The organism is Methylobacterium terrae, assembly GCF_003173755.1.
Classification (GTDB): domain Bacteria; phylum Pseudomonadota; class Alphaproteobacteria; order Rhizobiales; family Beijerinckiaceae; genus Methylobacterium; species Methylobacterium terrae.
Map to the genome: position 1 here is coordinate 2,214,969 of NZ_CP029553.1, position 16,097 is coordinate 2,231,065.

General features: G+C 70.5%; 16 protein-coding genes. 7 read left to right on the plus strand and 9 right to left on the minus strand.

Translation table 11 applies throughout. The features are described 5' to 3' along the window. Positions 1–20: 20 nt before the first annotated feature. Both DK419_RS09920 and DK419_RS09925 read left to right on the plus strand, forming a co-directional pair. Positions 21–1,204, plus strand: a protein-coding gene (locus DK419_RS09920) for an IS3 family transposase (RefSeq protein ID WP_425352611.1) whose coding sequence is annotated in 2 segments (ribosomal slippage) — positions 21–273 and positions 273–1,204 — 1,185 coding nt in all. Because the reading frame shifts where the segments join, the coding sequence is not laid out codon by codon here. 59 nt (positions 1,205–1,263) lie between these two features. Continuing rightward, a complete protein-coding gene (locus tag DK419_RS09925; RefSeq protein ID WP_109958933.1) occupies positions 1,264–1,794 on the plus strand; it encodes a 2'-5' RNA ligase family protein in 531 nt (176 codons plus the stop codon). 167 nt (positions 1,795–1,961) lie between these two features. Here DK419_RS09925 and DK419_RS29985 read toward each other — a convergent pair whose 3' ends face one another. The 5 genes from DK419_RS29985 to DK419_RS09955 form a co-directional block, all read right to left on the minus strand. Continuing rightward, on the minus strand, positions 1,962–2,315 hold the full coding sequence (locus tag DK419_RS29985; RefSeq protein WP_425352645.1) for a nuclear transport factor 2 family protein: 354 nt from the start codon (positions 2,313–2,315) through the stop codon (positions 1,962–1,964). A 30-nt stretch (positions 2,316–2,345) separates the two neighbouring features. Further along, positions 2,346–3,629, minus strand: coding sequence for an IS66 family transposase (tnpC, locus tag DK419_RS09935; RefSeq protein WP_109958935.1), 1,284 nt, complete (start codon positions 3,627–3,629; stop codon positions 2,346–2,348). A gap of 251 nt (positions 3,630–3,880) precedes the next feature. Next, a complete protein-coding gene (locus DK419_RS09940; RefSeq protein WP_109958936.1) occupies positions 3,881–4,240 on the minus strand; it encodes a cysteine hydrolase family protein in 360 nt (119 codons plus the stop codon). A gap of 403 nt (positions 4,241–4,643) precedes the next feature. Beyond that, positions 4,644–5,222 carry an FMN reductase gene (gene msuE / locus DK419_RS09950; RefSeq protein ID WP_109958938.1) on the minus strand — a complete coding sequence of 193 codons (579 nt, stop codon included), beginning with the start codon at positions 5,220–5,222 and terminating at the stop codon, positions 4,644–4,646. A gap of 205 nt (positions 5,223–5,427) precedes the next feature. Continuing rightward, entirely contained in the window at positions 5,428–6,138 is a 711-nt protein-coding gene (locus DK419_RS09955; protein ID WP_109958939.1) for an HAD family hydrolase, read from the minus strand. Between the two features lie 176 nt (positions 6,139–6,314). Between DK419_RS09955 and DK419_RS09960 the strand changes: the two genes are divergently transcribed. Next, on the plus strand, positions 6,315–6,635 hold the full coding sequence (locus DK419_RS09960; protein WP_109958940.1) for a PetM family of cytochrome b6f complex subunit 7: 321 nt from the start codon (positions 6,315–6,317) through the stop codon (positions 6,633–6,635). Between the two features lie 59 nt (positions 6,636–6,694). Then, positions 6,695–7,741 (plus strand): YeiH family protein, encoded by a 1,047-nt coding sequence (locus DK419_RS09965; protein WP_109958941.1) that lies wholly within the window; start codon positions 6,695–6,697, stop codon positions 7,739–7,741. A 127-nt stretch (positions 7,742–7,868) separates the two neighbouring features. On the opposite strand, the gene DK419_RS09970 is transcribed toward DK419_RS09965, so the two are convergent. The 3 genes from DK419_RS09970 to DK419_RS09980 all read right to left on the minus strand — a co-directional run bounded on the left by DK419_RS09970 (position 7,869) and on the right by DK419_RS09980 (position 12,087). Then, entirely contained in the window at positions 7,869–9,263 is a 1,395-nt protein-coding gene (locus DK419_RS09970; protein WP_109962224.1) for a TadE/TadG family type IV pilus assembly protein, read from the minus strand. 418 nt (positions 9,264–9,681) lie between these two features. After that, complete coding sequence (locus tag DK419_RS09975) at positions 9,682–11,478, minus strand: L,D-transpeptidase family protein (RefSeq protein ID WP_109958942.1); 1,797 nt, start codon at positions 11,476–11,478, stop codon at positions 9,682–9,684. A 69-nt stretch (positions 11,479–11,547) separates the two neighbouring features. Beyond that, complete coding sequence (locus DK419_RS09980; RefSeq protein WP_109958943.1) at positions 11,548–12,087, minus strand: TetR family transcriptional regulator; 540 nt, start codon at positions 12,085–12,087, stop codon at positions 11,548–11,550. Positions 12,088–12,179: 92 nt separating this feature from the next. Between DK419_RS09980 and DK419_RS09985 the strand changes: the two genes are divergently transcribed. The 3 genes from DK419_RS09985 (at position 12,180) to DK419_RS09995 (ending at position 14,007) form a co-directional block, all read left to right on the plus strand. Continuing rightward, positions 12,180–12,716 (plus strand): PaaI family thioesterase, encoded by a 537-nt coding sequence (locus DK419_RS09985; RefSeq protein WP_109958944.1) that lies wholly within the window; start codon positions 12,180–12,182, stop codon positions 12,714–12,716. Next, entirely contained in the window at positions 12,713–13,408 is a 696-nt protein-coding gene (locus tag DK419_RS09990; RefSeq protein WP_109958945.1) for an SDR family NAD(P)-dependent oxidoreductase, read from the plus strand. The genes DK419_RS09985 and DK419_RS09990 overlap by 4 nt, the downstream gene beginning before the upstream one ends. Positions 13,409–13,581: 173 nt before the next feature. After that, entirely contained in the window at positions 13,582–14,007 is a 426-nt protein-coding gene (locus tag DK419_RS09995; RefSeq protein WP_109958946.1) for an ACT domain-containing protein, read from the plus strand. Positions 14,008–14,080: 73 nt separating this feature from the next. On the opposite strand, the gene DK419_RS10000 is transcribed toward DK419_RS09995, so the two are convergent. Then, entirely contained in the window at positions 14,081–16,036 is a 1,956-nt protein-coding gene (locus DK419_RS10000) for a methyl-accepting chemotaxis protein (RefSeq protein WP_245442891.1), read from the minus strand. Positions 16,037–16,097 lie beyond the last annotated feature (61 nt).

A 16,097-nucleotide genomic window follows, 5' to 3' on the forward strand; every position in this document is an offset into this window, starting at 1 on the left:
CATCGGGATGGAGATGGACCATGCGCAAGAGCCGGTTTTGCGAGGAGCAAATCATCGCGGTGCTCCGCGAGCATGACGCGGGCGTGAAGACCGCCGATCTGTGCCGGAAGCACGGGATCAGCGATGCGACACTGTACAACTGGAAAGCCAAGTACGGCGGTCTGAAGGTGTCCGAGGCAGCGCGACTGCGCACCCTGGAGGATGAGAACCGGCGGCTGAAGAAGCTGCTGGCCGAGGCCGTGCTCGACAACGCGGCCCTGAAGGATTTGCTGGCAAAAAACTGACCACGCCCGCCGCACGGTTTGCTGCTGTCGAAGCCGTGATCAAACATCACGGCTTCTCGGAACGGCGTGCGTGCGGGCTTCTCGGGGTAGACCGCTCGGCTTTCCAATATGAGCGCAGGCCCGGCACCGATGACGCGCTACGAGCTCGGCTGCGCCACCATGCGGGCGAGCGCCGCCGGTTCGGCTACCGGCGGCTGGCGATGTTGCTCAAACGGGAGGGGGCGTGCGTGAACCTGAAGAAGGTCTACCGGCTCTATCGAGAGGAGAAGCTCACCGTGCGCCGTCGCGGCGGACGCAAGCGAGCACTTGGGACCAGAGCACCGATGGTGATCCCACAGGAGGCCAACCAGCGCTGGTCATTGGACTTCGTCAGCGACGCGCTCGCCGACGGGCGGCGCTTCCGCGTCCTGAACGTCGTCGACGACCACACCCGCGAGGCGCTGGCGACGGTGGTGGACACCTCGCTCTCGGGCCTGCGCGTCGTGCGCGAGTTGGACCGGCTCGTTGCCGAGCGTCGTTTGCCTGCCATGGTGGTGAGCGACAACGGCACCGAACTCACCTCGACCGCTGTCCTGCGCTGGGCTCAGGAACGAGGCGTTGAATGGCACTACATCGCGCCGGGCAAGCCGATGCAGAACGCCTTCGTGGAGTCGTTCAATGGGCGATTGCGCGACGAATGCCTGAACGAACATGTCTTCGGCACGTTGTTCGAGGCGCGTCGCATCATTGATGCTTGGCGGATCGACTACAATACCGCCCGACCACACACGAGCCTCGCCGGGCTGACCCCGATGGAGTTCGCCGCCAAGGCCAGTGCCCTCGCGATGCAACAGACTGGGGGCACTGCGCCGCGTGGGGGCTCCATGCCCCCAGCCTGTTGCTCACCCGCCCCGCAAGGGGCAGAACAGGAACAGACCTAACCTACGCGTGGCGGGAAAGCGGGGAGCAGGTCAGAAGTGGCAGCTGCGGGGATCAGGGCATGGGGTTCGCGATTTCACTTCGGAGCGACGATCCGAGCGCAGGCATAGTTCGTGCGCTGTGGGATGTTGTCCAGCAGTTCGAGGATCAGCCATCGATGGCTATCCTCGGCTATCCGCCCCACATCACCCTCGCCATCTACGAGGGTGATGTAGTGGGAGAAGATGAGGTTCAGAGGGCGCTCGATGAAGCCAGCAGAAACCTCGGCGCGCTCACGCTGACCTTTGACGCCATCAGCAGCTTTGATGGGCCGCCGATGGTTCTATGGGCTTCGCCCCGTCCTAGCGTGGTCTTGCAGAAAATCCACGAAGCAATTCACGCCACTATCAATCCTACTTCTTGTCGGATGCATTACCGCCCTGGTATGTGGAAACCTCACTGCACGCTGGGTACGCAGGTAAGGAGTGATCAGCGTGAGGCTGCGCTGGCTTATGCCCGCAACGCTAGCGGTGTGTTCGACGTAATATTCGACGCTCTCGATTGCATATATTTTCCGCCTATCAAGCCTTTCGACTTGCGAAGGCTGTCGTAAGAGACGGAGTTCAGGATGGTCATAACGGGTCGAAAGCAGCCCCATGAAGCGTCCGTCAGGGCCCAACCCGCATGCACAGCCGGCCATCTTGGCTGTACGAAAAACACTTGTTTGCCGTGCAGTCAAGCGTGACATGCCGAATGATCGCACGGGGTGGTGAGCAGACATTAGGTTTTAGGAACGATTGGCGTTCCCTGATGGAATGCCATCTGCCAGTGGCCATCGATCAGCTTCCAAACGGAACTGCGCAGCGTGTGCAGGTCCGGCCCTCCCTCCTCCTTCCGGATAGTTCGGTAGGTTAAAAGCACCACGCCCACAGCAAGGATCCTCAACTCGTATCCGTAGGCGGTAAGTTCCGATCGCTCACAATCCCGCTCCGCGGCCAGGCTGTGAACGACTTCATCTTTCCCGCACACCCCGCCAGATCTTCCGAACTCAAGAAAATCATCAGTCAGGAGTGCGGCCACCCTACCTGGGTAATTACCCACGGGGTGTTTTTCGGCTCGCGCGTTCGTCGGCACGTCTATCCGGGCTGGCGGCTGGGAGGTTGATCAGGCTGTGATGGTGGTGAGTAGGGTGGCGAAGGACGTGGCCTTGGTCCTGAGCGCGGCGGTGGCGACGACGGTGCGCACGTCCGCCTCGCCCTGGGCGGCCCACATCGCCCGATAGCCGTTCGTCACCTTGCGCTGGATCACCGCCGGCCGCAGGTCGCGCTCGCAGGCGTTGTTGGTCACGTCCACCGTCCCGGGGAAGGCCACGAAGGTCAGGAGTTGATCGCGCGCCCGGCCCATCCGGGCCTGGAGCGCCTGGGCCAGGTCGCACGTCGCCGGGGCCTTCAGGATGTCGTCGAGGTCCTGCTCCAACTCGCGCCGCTTGCGCGCCAGGGTCGAAGTCGCCAGTTCGGTCAGCCCGCGGGCGAGCCCGAAGGCCTTGTCGAGCCACCACTGGAGCCGCAAGGCGATCAGGTCGTCGCCCGCCTCGACCGCATAGGCCACGTCGCGGGCGAGGTGCGCCAGGCAGGTCTGCTGGCGCTCGCCATGACCCTGCTGGGCCGAGTACCGGTCGGAGAGCCACACCTCAGGCCGATGCCCGGCCATCACCTCGCCGACCACGGATGCCGCCCGGCTCGGGGCGGCGTGATGTACCACCGCGTCCTGGCAGCGGAACACCCAGTGGAAGCTGTTGGTGCCCTCGATGCGCACCCCGGTCTCGTCCGAGGCCACCACGCGAGCCTGCCGCAGCCGCGCCAGCGCCGCGTCCCGGCCCTCGGCAAAGCAACCTTGGGCGCGCCGCAGCAGGTTCATCAGCCCGCCCTGGCTCAGCCTCAGCCCGAACAGATCCGACAGGGTGGCCTGCAACCGTTCGTAGGACAACGCCTGGAACGTCTTCAGATACGTCGCCACCGCGTGCAGACGTGGCCCGAACGGCGTCGCGTCGGCCCCCGCCGGCCGCGGGGCGACGACCCGGGTCCGGCAGGCCGGGCAGGTCACGCACAGGCGCCGGTGCTGCTCGACGGCTGGGCGAACCAACGGCAGGTCGATCCGCTCGTGCACGCTGATCACCTCGGCCGGCAGATCGGTGGGCAGTGGCTCGCCGCAGGCCGTACACGAGGTCGGCCGATGCTCCATGACCTGATCCGGATCAGGCGTCAGCGCCCGCTTGTGGCCCTCGTGCCCGGGCTTGGCGCCGCCCGGCCGGGCCTTCTCGCGCCGCTGCTTGCGGTCGCTCGCCGGCGGCTTGGACGAGGTGCGCGACGTCTGCTCGGGCCGGTGCAGCTTCAGCACCAACTCGATCAGTTCCTCCTTGCTCAGGCGCTCGAGGTCACTGCGGCTCATCCCGACAACGAATCAGCCAAACCGCGTTCCGGCAAGGGGGGCGACCCGACGATCCCGCCGCGGCCAAGCCGCGCCGTCCCGACACCCCCCTGGGTAATTACCTACCTGGCGTGCTACGAATGTCGGGATCATGCAACTGCTCTTCCAAGCTCCTCACGAAGTCCAGTTCGCTGGGCGAAACCATCCTGATCTCCACCGCCATTCTGCCCCAGTTCTACTCGAAGCGGTCGCTCCGGGCGGGAAGAAGGCGTTCAGAGTGGGGTGTCCACGGACTGAACTTGGTTGATTTCGTACATTTGGTGGAGCCACTCCTCCATAGATCGGCGCATCTTCACATCAACGTGTCCGATCCCGTTGGAGATACAAGCGACTTCAAATCGGCGTTGCGCCGCATCGGCTGCAGTTAACCCTACACAACCGTCCATGAAGACACCTGTTAACAGGAGTTTGGTTACACCGTCGGCGCGCAGTGCCGCCTCAAACTCAGTATGGAGAAACGCACTGTTCTGCGTTTTCACGATACGGGTGGCGGAAGGTGGTGCCTCGTAGCCCTCGACAGGCTCAGCATCCGGTGTTCCTTCAATGAGGCACGAGTAATCATACTTAAGCATCAAACGGGACTAAGTGCTCCTGTCTGGCTGATGGATCGTAACGACATCGTAGATGGGCAAATTTGCCTGCGTGAAACGCGAAGCCAAGTCATTGATGGCGGGAAGCATACTGCCCACCTGAGCTAGCCTTTCGGACGTACGAAACATCCATCGTTGCATGTCTATGACGACGAGTGCGAGCATGGATCTGGCGAGCGCTCCGTGTACATCGAAACCATACTCTAAGGCATCAAGTTAGTTTCGAGAAATTTCGCATCGGATCGCAGGCAGCCCTTTGATGTGCCGTCACGTAGTCTTAGGTGTCGGAAAACACCTGTTTTCCGTCCATACAAGCGCGAAACGCGGAAGATCCGGGCAGGTCGAGGACAGACCCTCCCACAGCCAAATCGCACCTGCTTCGATTCTAGAGCCCCGCCACCGCCCGCCCGCCCGCGGCGCGGCGGGCCGCCTCGGCCACGTCGAGGAGGTGGCCGAGTTCGCTCGCCGCCGCCGCGACCCGCTCGGCGACGCGCTCGTCGGTCACGATCCCGTTCTCGATCTCGGCCTCGCCGGCATAGACCGCGGTCGGCGCGACGTGGGCGGTGAAGAAGCCGAAGAGGGGGCGCAAGCTGTGCTCGACCATCAGGGCGTGGCGCGGGCCGCCACCGGTCGCGGTGAGCGCCACCGGCTTACCGGCGAGCGCCGCCGGGTCGAGGAAGTCGATCACGTGCTTGAACAGCCCCGAATAGGAGCCGTTATGCACCGGCGAGCCGACGATCAGCCCGTCCGAGCCCTCGATCGCCTCGATCATGTGGGCGATCGGCAGCGGCAGGGCCTGCCGGCTGGTGGCGCCGAGCCCGGTGCCGATCTCGGCGAGGTCGTAGACCTTCAGGTCGATCGGGCGCCGGCGGCCGAGCTCGGCGGCGACCGCCTCCACCAGCGCGCGGGTCCGGGAGGGGCGGCGGACGTTGCCCGAGAAGGCGACGATGCGGGCTGGTCTCACGGCGGGCTCCGGTTGGCGGGGGAGGGGGCTCTGGAACGGGAGATCTTGAAACGGTCTTTGGCGGGCCGGCCGCGTCCGCCGTCGAATGTGCCGGGCGGGCGCGGAAGGTCAATGCGAAACCGGTGCCAGGGCTCCCGGTCCCTTAACGGGACGCGGGGTCCCGGGTTTCCAGGACCTCACCCTAGAGACCCCATGTCTCCGGACTCTACGTCCCCAGACTCTCCGTCCCCTGGCCCCACGTCTCCAGGAGATGGGGCAGCCGGGTGAATTCGTCGAAGACGTGGACCGCCCCTGCGGCCAAAAGATCCGCACCGGCCCGGTCGTGCGCCCAGTGTCCGCCGCCGCAGAAGCCCAGCACCGGGATGCCGGCGGCCCGCGCGGCGGCGACGCCCGGCACGCTGTCCTCGATCACCACGCAGGCCTGAGGCGCCACCCCCATCTGCCCGGCCGCGTAGAGGAAGAGGTCGGGGAAGGGCTTGCCCCGCGCCACCATGCTGGCGCTGAAGACGTGCCCGTCGAAATGGGACAGGAGCCCGGTCAGCGTGAGTGCGTGGCGCAGGCGCTGCGGGTCGCTGCTCGAGGCGACGCACCGCCGCTGCGGCATCGTCTCCAGCACCGCGGCGACGCCGGCGACGGCCTTCAGCTCGGCGTCGAAGGCCCGCAGGGTGTCGGCCCGCACCGCGTCGACGAAGCCGTCCGGGGTCGGCACGCCGTAATCGGTCGCGATATGCGCCATGATCGAGGTCATGCTGGTGCCGGTGAAGCGCCGGGCCACCGTGTCGAGGTCGATCGGCACGCCGATGCGCCGGAGGTTCTCGGTCAGGCGCACGAGGCTGATCGGCTCGCTGTCCACCAGCACCCCGTCGCAGTCGAAGATCACCAGCTCCGGCCGCGCCCTGCCCGTCCTGCCGTCCATGCCGTCGCCCCTCGTCCGTGTCGCCAGCCGCCGTGGCATGGCGGGGACATCGGGATCAACCCGCCACGGTGCCGCGCGCGGCGCGTCGCGCGCGGCCGTCGAATCTTGCGCCCGCGGGGGCCTCTCTCTACTCAAGGTCCGGCGCGTCCCGCGGGGGGCGCGGTCCGGAGCCCTGGATGATCCGCTTCCTGTGCCGCTGCCTCGGCCTGCTGTTCCTCGCCGCCGGCTTCGTCGGGATCGTCTATGACGGCGCCCGCTCGATCGCCAACAACGCCGTGCTCGTCACCTCGGTCAGCGACGTCGCCTCGGTGGTGTTCAAGGACCGGGCCGCGAGCCTGCAGGCGATGGCCGAGGGCGGGCAGCCGATGCTGTGGAAGCTCCTGGGCCTGCCCTTCACCCTGTCCCCGGCGGCGCCGGTCGCCCTTGTCCTCGGCCTGGCGCTGCTCTGGCTCGGCCAGCCGACGCGGGCCGGCATCGGCACGGGCTTCCGCCCGTGACCCCCCGGCGGCCCCGCGGCGGCGACCGGCCTCCCCCACACCCACGAGCATGCCCGGCGATGCGGCCTGACGCGATGGGGCGCACCGCGATCGCGGTCCTGCCCGGCCTCTCCCTCTGCGTCGCCGTCACGGCGGCGGCGAGCCTGGTCCAGGCCGCGGAGGAGCGCCTCGTCCACCACCCCTACGTCGAGGCGCTGGTGATCGCGATCCTCGCCGGCATCGCGATCCGCTCGGTCTGGGAGCCGGGGCCGCGCTGGCGCATCGGCATCGCCTTCAGCGCCAAGCAGCTGCTCGAGGTCGCCGTGATGCTGCTCGGCGCCTCGATCAGCCTCAAGGCGCTCGTCGCCTCGGGGCCGGCGCTGCTCTCGGGCATCGTCGCCACGGTGGCGATCGCGCTCGCCGCCAGCTACGCGATCGGGCGCCTCCTCGGGCTGCCGGCCCGGATGTCGATCCTGATCGCCTGCGGCAACGCCATCTGCGGCAACTCGGCCATCGCGGCGGTCGCGCCGGTGATCGGGGCGAACGGCGACGACGTCGCCTCCTCGATCGCCTTCACGGCGATCCTTGGCGTGCTGGTGGTGCTCGGGCTGCCGCTCCTGATCCCGCTGCTCGGCACCAACCCGACCGAGTACGGCGTGCTCGCCGGCCTCACGGTCTACGCGGTGCCGCAGGTGCTCGCCGCCACCGTGCCGGTGAGCCTCGTCAGCACCCAGGTCGGGACGCTGGTCAAGCTCGTGCGGGTGCTGATGCTCGGGCCGGTGGTGCTCGGCCTGTCGCTGCTCGCCCCGCGCCTGCGCGACGAGCCCGGCGCCCCGGCGGGAGCGCGCAAGAGGCTCGGCTTCTTCAAGCTGGTGCCGTGGTTCATCCTCGGCTTCCTCGCGCTCGCTGCCGCCCGCTCGCTCGGCCTCGTGCCCGACGCGGCGCTCGCGCCCCTCACCCGGGTCGCCGGCATCCTGACCATCATCGCCATGGCGGCGCTCGGCCTCGGCGTCGACGTGCGGGTGGTCGCCCGGGTCGGCGCCCGGGTGACGCTCGCGGTCACCGCGTCGCTCGGCGTGCTGCTCCTCGTCAGCATCGCCCTGGTGCGGGGGCTGGGGATCTCCTGAGCCGGGATCCCCGTCGACCGGCTCGGCCCGACCCGACGTCCCCCGTATCGTCCCGGGCTCCGCTCCCGCGGCGCGGGAATGACCGGGGGAGGGCGCCACCCGGTGCGGGGCGAAGGACCGCCGGTCCTCAGCTCCGGAGCGACGCCGTTCCCGATTTCGGGCCCACCCCGTCCGGCACCGGGACCGAGGTCGCGCCGTAATTGGCGTTGAGGGTCAGGTTCGGCCCCTCGTAGAGGTTGATCTGCCGGGCGACGATCACCGTGTAGGCCGACTGGTCGGCGACCGGCCGGCTGCTGTCGATGATCAGCCGGCCGGCCGGCAGGTAGATCGTGCCCAGCATCGTGCGGGCGTTGTCGCTGAGGATGCGGTACTGCCGCATCGGCGGCGCCGGGCCCGGCGGCGGCGGCGGCGGCGGCGTGACGTAGATGTCGATCGGCACCGGGACGGGGTCGGAGACGGTCCGCTGCTCGGCCATGAGCAGGCCGGCCATCACGCCGCTCGTCGGTGCGGTGAGGCTGATCGTCGTGTCCTTGTCGAACAGCAGCCCGCCCTTGTCGCCGGTGAAGAAGAAGCCGACCCCCTGGCCCGACAGGCTCGCCTTCTTGTCGACGATCAGCGGCCCGTCCCTCATCACGTAGGTGCCGGCCCGAAGCGTCACCATGGCATTCTCGGTGATGCGCAGGCCGCCGCAATAGGTGCCGGGATCGAGGGTGACGATGCCGGTCACCACGTTGATCGGACCGGGGGGCGGCGCTTTTGCGGTCGGGTTCGCGAACGGGCTCAGGATCACGCAGTTGATGTCCGGCGTCGGCAGCGGGCGGTCCTTGAGGGGATCGCCGATCGGGGTGCAGTCGGTGATCGGCGCCGGGGTGAACAGCGCCTTCGCTCCGTCGAAGCCGCCCGCCGAGCAGATCGAGAGCGCGCGGGCCGTGGCGCTGTCCTTGCCCTGGATGCCGCTCGGGCTCACGGAGTTCGAGTACAGCGAGCAGCCGTCGGCGGTGACCTGCGCCTTCTTCTCCAGGTCGAACGCCCCCTTGGCCGAGGGGTCGAGGGCGAGCAGGCACAGGCGGACCGAGCCGACGAGCTGGGCCGTCGCGCGGACGATGAGCGTGCTGGAGGGCAGGCTGAGCAGCTTGCCCATCAGCGAGGGCACCGTCTCCTCGATCACCGTCGAGACCGAGTTGCGGCTGTCGCCGACCGTCGCCGTGACGGTGCTGGCGCGGTCGGCCGGCGTGCGCGCCTGCGCCTGGATCGCCTGCCGGGTGACGCTCGTCACCGAGGCGTCGTCGGAATTCGAGAGCTTGAGCATGTTGGCGCCGGCGAGCACCCCGGCGTCGGCGGCGTTCTGCAGCTGCGCCTTGCGGTAGATCAGCCGGCCGTACTCGACGGCGGCGCTCACCGTTCCCAGCAGCACCGGCAGGGCGACCGCGAAGGCGATGAGGAAGGCGCCGCCGCGATCGCGCGCGAAGAGCCGGAGCTGGCGGGCGAGGCGCGGCCGGCGAGTGTCGGGAGACGGCTTCATCGATGGAGGTGCGGCGCCGTTGAGCATGGATGGGTGGTGCGGTGCTCCCCTGCGCACAGGGCGCCTGGTCGAGAGGACGTGGTCGCGCGACGCGCAAGCGACCGGATCCGATGACCCATTGTAGAGCGCAGACCCACAACAGCTGATAAAAGCAGCATTGTTAGCGCGAGTTTCGCACGCCGGCCGGGGATCGTGGTTACGGCATCCTTGAGGTCTCGGCGGGCCGGCCTAGGGACCCCGGCGGGATCGGGGTGGGCACGGCGTCGGTCTTCGCAGGCCCGGGCTACGGTCCTCTCCTGCCGGACGCAGAGGGCGGTTCCCCGCAGCCGGCAGCCTCGAGGTTCGCGCGGGCCCGCCCGTTCGACGGGGCGAGCGGGGCGCGACGGTTCCGGTGCGCGAGCGCCGCCGCGCCTCCGGGTCAGGTCGGCGGGACGGCGCCGCGGCGCTCGGTGGCGGGAGCGGCCTGGATCGGAGCGGCCGGGACCGGCGCCATCGTCGGAGCGGTCTTCGCGGCCGGCTTCGGCGCGGGCTGCGCGGGGGGCTTCGCCCGGGCGCTCCCGTCCTGCGCGCCTCCGGTCGTCGCCGCGGCCGGATTGGCGGTGATCGGCTTGGTGGTGATCGGCTTGGCGGTCGCCGGCTTGGCAGGGGCCGCCTTGATCGGAACGGCCGTGGCCCTGGCCGGAGTGGCGAGCGCTCCCGTCACTGCCGGCTCGGCCGGCTTGCCCGTCTCCTTGCCGGTGTCGAGGCCGTAGACGTCGTCGCGAAAATGCACCCGCCCGTCCGGGGTGGCGTAGCCGGTGAGGTAGACGAAGGTCACGGGAACCGGCTTTGCCAGCTTGATGTCGCGGCGCTCGCCCGTGGCGATGCCGGTCTCGATCTCCATCGGCCCCCAGGCCGAGCCGGCGCCGTTCGGGCCGGGCGTGCCCTCGAGCAGCCAGCCGACCAGCGCCTTGACGTCGGCGACGCGCACGCAGCCCGAGGAGTGGAAGCGCACGTCACGGGAGAAGAGCGACTTCGAGGGCGTGTCGTGCATGTAGACCGCGTGCCGGTTCGGCATGTCGATCCGCACCTGGCCGAGCGAGTTGTCGAAGCCCGGATCCTGGCGCAGGGTGTAGTTCACCGCCCGCTCGGTCGACCAGTCGACGGCGGTGGGCTGCACCTCCTGGCCCTGCCCGTCGAGCATGCGGATGTGCATCTTGGCGAGGTAGCCCGGATCCTTGCGCATGTGCGGGATGATGTCCTTCTTGATGAGGGACACCGGCACGGTCCAGGTCGGGTTGAAGTTGATGTTGGTGATCCTCGTCTCGACCGACGGCGAGGCCCGCTCCGGCTTGCCCACCACCGCGACGTAGCGGCGCGCCACGCTGCCGTGATCCACCGCCTCGACGGCCGCCGCCGGGATGTTGACCACCACGTAGCGCTCGCCGAACGGGAAGCTCGACCCGATCAGGCGGTTGGCCGAGGCCGCGAGCTGGCGCTGGCGCACGCTCGCCGGCACGTTGAGGGCGGCCACGGTCTGGCGGCCGAGGAGCCCGGTCTCGGCCAGGTTGTGCCGGGACTGGTAGCGCTTGAGCGCCGCGACGAGGCCGGGATCGAGGGTGTCGGCCTCCGGTCCGCCAGGGGCCAGATCCTCGGTCAGCACGAGGTGGCGGCGAAGGAGCGGCACCGCCGGGTTGCGCTCGCCGGGCTTGACCACGAGGTCGGCCGGCAGCGGCTGCCAGCCGCCGGCCTCGACCAGGGCTTGGTAGCGCTCCGCCGCCCGCAGGGTATCGAGGAAGGTCGCCGGGGTGAGCGTCGGGGTGGCGTCCTGCGACATCCGCGCCACCACGAGCGGCGGCAGCTCGCGCGAGACCTTTTTCGGAGCGGGCTTCCCATCGACAGGTTTGGCCTCGGAGGGCTTGCCCTCGGAGGGTTTGGCCTCAAGGGGCTTGGCCTCACCCACCTTCGGGCCGGCTCCGGGCTGGATCGGGCCGACCGGCAGCGGCGTCGCGCCGCCCGGGAGGGGGGCGGGCGCGGTCGTCACCTCGCGCCGCGCGGGCTCGACCGCGCCCGGCGGGACGGGGGCCGCCTGCATCGGTGACGGCGAGCCTGAGCCCGGCACCGGGGCGGGCGGCAGCGGCCCCGCGGGCTCGACGGCCGCGGCCAAGCCGGTGCCCAGCACCCAGGCCAGGAAAGCCGCCGAGGGCAGGCACGGAAACGCAACACGCAACACCATCACCGGCCTCGGACAAGGACGCCCCCCAGGATGGTCACGCCAGGGTTACCAAAAGCCTGCCGACCTGACTCAAGGGCCGCCGAGGGCGCCTCGCGCCGCCGCCAGGATCTCGTCGGACAGCGCCGGATCGTCCACGGCGCGGGCCAGCACCAGGGCGCCGACGAGGCTCGAGACCGCCGCGAGCGCCGCCGCCCGGTCGTCCTCCGGAAGCGCCTCCTGCATCCGGGCAAGCCGCGCCTCAAGCCCCTCCGTGAAGGCGCGCCGCACGGGCGCCGGCTGGCGCGCCGCCTCGCCGCCGAGAGCCGCCAGGGCGCAGCCGGTGCCCGGCCGGTCGCGGTGGGCCGCCGACAGGTAGGCGGCGACGAAGCCGGCGAGGTCCGGTGCGGTCCCCTCCGCCCGGGGCGCGGGGGTGAGGGACTCGGCCAGCGCCCGGGCGGCGAGGTCCTCCTTCGAGGCGAAGTGACCGTAGAAGCCGCCATGGGTGAGACCGGCGGCCTCCATCACCTCGGCCACGGTCACGGCGGAGAACCCCTTCTCGCGGAAGAGCCGGCCGGCCGCCTCGAGGATCCGGCGCCGGTTCTCCTGGAACTGCTCGCGCGACACCCGCATGCGGCGGCCGCTCCCTGATTGACATGATTGAGGACGACGATCATCAATACCGTAACATGACAAGCGTCATGAAAGAAGCGCGGAGAGGATCCATGGACGCCATCTCGTCGCGGGAGGAGCCGGCGCGGGAGCGCCGCGTCGCCTGGGCCGACCCGCGGGCGATCGCCCGGGCCGGGCAGGGCATGGCGGGGCTCGACTTCCTGCGCGCGCTCATCGCCGGCGACGTGCCTCCGCCGCCGATCGTGACCCTGATGGGCATCGGCCTCAGCGAGGCCGAGCCGGGCCGGGTGACGATGCGGATGCCGGCGGGCGAGTACCTCTACAACCCGATCGGCAGCGTCCATGGCGGCGCCCTGGCGACGCTCCTCGACAGCGTGATGGGCTGCGCCGTGCACAGCATCCTGCCGGCCGGGCGCGGCTACACGACCCTCGAGATCAAGGTGAACTACCTGCGGGCCGTCACCGCGGGGTCGGGCACCGTGACGGCGGTCGGCCGGGTGGTCCATGCCGGGCGCCGCCAGGCCGTGGCCGAGGCGAGCCTCACCGACGAGGCCGGCCGGCTCTGCGCCACCGCCAGCACCACCTGCCTGGTCTTCGACCTGCCCGCGACCCCGGAGGCGCGCTCATGATCCCCTATCGCAGAGCCCTCATCGTCGGGGCGGGCGCCGGCATCAGCGCGGCGCTGGCCCGGCTGCTGGCCGCTGAGGGGCTGACGGTCGGCCTCGCCGCCCGCGACGCGGAGAAGCTCGCCGACCTCGCGGCCGAGACCGGGGCCGCGACGTTTTCGGCCGATGCCGCCGACCCCGCCGCCGTGGAACGGCTGTTCCTGGAGGCCGACACCCGCCTCGGCGCGCCCGACGTGGTGATCTACAACGCCAGCGCCCGGGCGCCCGGCCCGCTCGCCTCCCTCGACCCGGAGGCCGTGCGCCGGGCCGTCGAGGTCACCGCCTACGGCGCCTTCCTGGTCGCCCGAGAGGCGGCGCGGCGCATGGAGCCGCGCGGCCACGGGGCGCTCCTCTTCACCGGCGCCACCGCCGGCGTGAAGGGGTTCCCGCTCTCGGCCGCCTTCGCGATGGGCAAGTTCGCCCTGCGCGGCCTCGCCCAGAGCGCGGCGCGCGAGCTCGGGCCCAAGGGCATCCACGTCGCCCACTTCGTCGTCGACGGCGCCGTGCGCAGCGCGCGCCGGCCCGACCCGGCGGAGCGACCCGACAGCACGCTGACCCCGGAGGGCGTGGCGCGCGCCTATCTCGAGGTCCTGCGCCAGCCCCGCGACGCCTGGTCGTTCGAGGTCGAGCTGCGGCCGTGGGTGGAGCGGTTCTAGAGCGTCTTTCGACGAAGCGGATGCCGGTTCGTCGCGAGAAAATGCGGCAAAATCAAAGACCTGGAGCAGCGCCCGATGGCAACGCGGTCGGGCGTTGCCCGAGACGCGGCAGGCCCTCCCGCGTGGATGGACCGCCATGATCGTCCTGCGGTGGAGGCGAGTGAGAAACCATCATGGACAGTCACATCGTCCGCGAACGCACCGCGATGATCGCTTCGATGAAGCCCGTACTGGACGCCGGCCCCTACTTCTTCTGCTCGACCACGGACCGCGCAATAATCTCTTCGTGTGCGGATAAAGCATTGATGGTCTTCGTCGAGAGCGAGGGTGTGCCATTGATCCTGACATCGCCGGACGCTGAGGCGCATGGGTTCAATACCGATCTGCCCATGAGCAGGATCGTGCTCGAGGTTTTCTCGGCCCTCGACGGCGTCGGGCTGACCGCAGCGGTAGCATCAACGCTCGCGAACGAAGGCATCTCCTGCAACGTCGTGGCGGCATACCATCACGACCATGTCTTCGTGCCTCAAGACAGCGCGGGAACGGCGCTCGATGCATTGAGGTCCAGGCAGCGGCAGGCGGAGAAGGAAGCCGGTTAGGCGAGGTCCGCAGGTCGCTTCGGGCAGCCCCTCGCAGAGCCAGGTCCGATCAGTCACCCCCGACGAACGTCCGTCACGCCGCCCGCACCGCCTCCAGGAAGCCGTGGACCTGGCCGCGCAGCCGTTCGGCCTGGCCGGCGAGTTCGGAGGAGGTGGCGAGCACCTGGTCGGCGGCGGTGCCCGTCTCCTGCGCGGCCTGCGACACGCCGGCGATCGTCGCGGTGACCTCGCCGGTGCGGGACGAGGCCTGCCCGACCGAGGCGACGATCGCCCGGGTCGCGCCCCCCTGCTCGCGCACGGTGCCGGCGATGGCCTCGGCCGTGTCGCTCACGGCGTGGATCGTCTCGGTGATGCCGGCGATCGCCGTGACCGCCCGGCCGGTGGAGGCCTGGATCCAGGCGATCTGCTCGCCGATCTCGGCCGTCGCCTTCGCGGTCTGGCCGGCCAGCTGCTTGACCTCGGCGGCCACCACCGCGAAGCCCCGGCCCGCCTCGCCGGCCCGCGCCGCCTCGATCGTCGCGTTCAAGGCCAGCAGGTTCGTCTGCTGGGCGATGCCCGAGATGAGGGCGACGACGTCGCCGATCCGGTTCGCCGCACCGGCGAGGTCGGCGACAATCGTGCCGGCCTGCGCGGCCTCCGCGACCGCCGCCTTCGAGCGCTCGGCCGAGGCCGCGGCCTGCCGGTCGATCTCCGCCACCGAGGCGCCGAGCGTGCCGGCCGCGTCCGAGACCGTGAGCACGTTCCGGGCCGCGTCGCCGGCGGCCTGCGCCACGGTGGCTGAGCGACGGGCGGTGTCGCCCGCGGTGGCGGTGAGCTGGGCCGCGGTCGCCTGCATCTCGGTCGCCGCCGCCGAGACCATGCCGACCACCTCGGCCACCGCCCGGTCGAAGCCCCGCACCAGGTCGTCCACCGCTCCGGCCCGGCGCTCGCGCTGCGCCTGGCCCGTCGCCTCCGCGGCCCGCAAGCCCTCGGCCTCGGCGAGGCGGTCGCGGAACAGCCGCACCGAGCGGGCCATGGTGCCGACCTCGTCGCCCCGCTCCGTCGCTGGAACCGGTGCGTCGAGGCGGCCCTCGGCCAGCGACCGCATGGTCCGGTCGAGGGCCGAGAGCGGCCGGCCGATGTGACGGGCGAGCGCCCAGGCGACGGCGAGCGCCGCCAGGGCGACGAAAGCCAGGATGCCGAGGAGCACGAGGGCGGCCCGGTGCCGGGAGGCCGCCAGGTCCGAGACGTCGAGCGCCACCTCGATCGTGCCGATCGCCTGGCCGGTCGAGGCGACGAGCGGGCCGGCCATCACGGCGGTCGCCCGCCCGGAGAGCGCGGTCTCGCGCCAGGCGATCGGCGCGGCCATCGCGGCGGCATGATCCGCCGGGTCGAGCAGGGTCTTGTCGGGGAAGGTCGCCGCCAGGGTCGCGGGCGCCCCGGCCTTGACGAGGTGGAACGCGAGATCGACGCCGAGCCGCTGCTTCAGGTCGGCGAGGAAGCCGGCGCCGAGCGAACTGCCGACATCGACGATGCCGACGGTGGCGCCGTCCCGCACCACCGGCACCGGCGAGAAGATCGCGATGACCTCCCGCCCGGGCTCGATGCCGGTCACGGGCCGGCCGGTCTCCAGCGCCTGCCGCACGGTGGCGCGGCGGGCGAGCACCGAATCGCCGTGGGCGTCCGGCGTATGGAGGCGCGCGAGCGCGGTACCGTCCGGGCGGAAGAAGCTCACCAGCCGCAGGTTCAGGCCGTCGGCCAGGCGCGCTCCGAGCGTCGCGTAGCGGCCGAGGATCGCCGGGCGGTCGCCCCGCTGCATCGCCTCGCCGAGCGCCGGGTCGTGGGCGAGGCTCGTCGAGACCGCGAGCCCCCGCTGTCCCTGCTCGACCATCGCGTCGGTCACCGCCCGGTAGCGCTGGTTCAGGGCCGTGGCGACGGCGGCGTCGGCGGCCTGCTGCTGCTGCCGGTAGGCGGTCCATCCGAGAAGCGTGGTGGCGCCCAGGGAGCCGGCGAGCAGTGTCGCGGTGAGCTTGCCTCCGATGGAGCGCAAGGCGGGCGTGCGTCGCGAGATCATGGCGGGTGCGAATGGCTCGGCAGGTCGGGCGTGATCG

Coding starts and splice junctions, on each gene's coding strand:
- DK419_RS09960 (WP_109958940.1), top strand. CDS start 6,315: ATGATCCGCTTCCTGTGCCGCTGCCTCGGCCTGCTGTTCCTCGCCGCC.
- tnpC (WP_109958935.1), bottom strand. CDS start 3,629: ATGAGCCGCAGTGACCTCGAGCGCCTGAGCAAGGAGGAACTGATCGAG.
- DK419_RS09965 (WP_109958941.1), top strand. CDS start 6,695: ATGCGGCCTGACGCGATGGGGCGCACCGCGATCGCGGTCCTGCCCGGC.
- DK419_RS09925 (WP_109958933.1), top strand. CDS start 1,264: ATGGGGTTCGCGATTTCACTTCGGAGCGACGATCCGAGCGCAGGCATA.
- DK419_RS09990 (WP_109958945.1), top strand. CDS start 12,713: ATGATCCCCTATCGCAGAGCCCTCATCGTCGGGGCGGGCGCCGGCATC.
- DK419_RS09955 (WP_109958939.1), bottom strand. CDS start 6,138: ATGGACGGCAGGACGGGCAGGGCGCGGCCGGAGCTGGTGATCTTCGAC.
- DK419_RS09970 (WP_109962224.1), bottom strand. CDS start 9,263: ATGAAGCCGTCTCCCGACACTCGCCGGCCGCGCCTCGCCCGCCAGCTC.
- DK419_RS09995 (WP_109958946.1), top strand. CDS start 13,582: ATGGACAGTCACATCGTCCGCGAACGCACCGCGATGATCGCTTCGATG.
- DK419_RS09980 (WP_109958943.1), bottom strand. CDS start 12,087: ATGCGGGTGTCGCGCGAGCAGTTCCAGGAGAACCGGCGCCGGATCCTC.
- DK419_RS09985 (WP_109958944.1), top strand. CDS start 12,180: ATGGACGCCATCTCGTCGCGGGAGGAGCCGGCGCGGGAGCGCCGCGTC.
- DK419_RS09975 (WP_109958942.1), bottom strand. CDS start 11,478: ATGGTGTTGCGTGTTGCGTTTCCGTGCCTGCCCTCGGCGGCTTTCCTG.
- DK419_RS09940 (WP_109958936.1), bottom strand. CDS start 4,240: ATGCTTAAGTATGATTACTCGTGCCTCATTGAAGGAACACCGGATGCT.